This is a genomic window from Pedobacter sp. 10L46_2, assembly GCF_056395165.1.
Window position 1 is genome coordinate 1 of the sequence record NZ_JBFTIZ010000554.1, and the last position, 1,039, is coordinate 1,039.

A 1,039-nucleotide genomic window follows, 5' to 3' on the forward strand; every position below is an offset into this window, starting at 1 on the left:
GCCGATGGTAAGCTCATCATCTTCTTCTGTATCAAGGTTCAGCAAAATAGTTCCTGAGAGATTAGACGGATCAAGCTCCTTTGCCCCCGTCATCCCGGTTTCTTCATCTATTGTAAATAAAGCTTCAATAGAAGGATGAGCAATATCTGATGAAGCTAAAATGCTCATAATGGTGGCAACGCCAATACCGTTATCGGCGCCCAGGGTAGTACCCTTAGCTTTAACCCAATCGCCATCTACATACATTTCTATCCCCTGAGTATCAAAATTAAAGATTGTATCGCCATTCTTTTGATGAACCATATCAAGATGCGACTGCAGAATTACAGTTTGTCTGCTTTCCATACCAGTGGTTGCCGGCTTCTTTATAATTACATTTCCAGTACGATCCTGAATTGTTTGTAGTCCAAGGTTTTTACCAAAGTCAACCATAAACTGTATTACCCTTTGCTCCTTCTTTGATGCACGGGGTATTGCATTTAAACTGATAAAATTATTCCAAAGCGATGCCGGCTCTAAACTTTCAACTTTCATTCCTTGCTCATTTGTATGTAAACAAACTTAGAGAAAAGTTTTTATATACAATTAAGGCTAACCTTTTATCATCTTATTGTTGCACAAACCAACCATTTGCAAGTACTTAGGGCAACAGTCCTTATCCACAGCCCAATGTTCTATTGTAAAAATTAGGTTTTAAATGACGATAATTATTATAAAGAATATGATATTAGCGCTTTCTTTTATTAAGAACATTCTATGAAAAAAATAATATTCTCTTTAATCCTTTGTGCATTTTCTACAATTGCTTTTAGCCAGGCGCTTTTGCCGGGTAGTGTGTTGCCTACTGCGGTTTTCTATAAAACTGATGGCAATGCTTATTCTACAAGTCAGATAGCAAAAGGGAAAAAAGCTTTATTGATGTTCTTTGACGCTACTTGCGAACACTGCCAAAGAACGGCTGCAAACATGTCTAAAAGAACTAAAGAGCTAAAGAACGTTAATATTTATATGATTACGCAGGATGAGCAACGTTCTATAG

2 protein-coding genes are annotated in these 1,039 nt (G+C 37.1%); one reads left to right on the forward strand and one right to left on the reverse strand.

The genetic code is table 11. The features are described from left to right. The coding region (locus AC1DDX_RS27755; RefSeq protein ID WP_477623082.1) for a M28 family peptidase at positions 1-534 on the reverse strand (534 nt) is incomplete at its 3' end. Between the two features lie 222 nt (positions 535-756). On the opposite strand from AC1DDX_RS27755, the gene AC1DDX_RS27760 reads away from it, so the two are divergent. Beyond that, the coding region (locus tag AC1DDX_RS27760) for a redoxin domain-containing protein (RefSeq protein ID WP_477623083.1) at positions 757-1,039 on the forward strand (283 nt) is incomplete at its 3' end.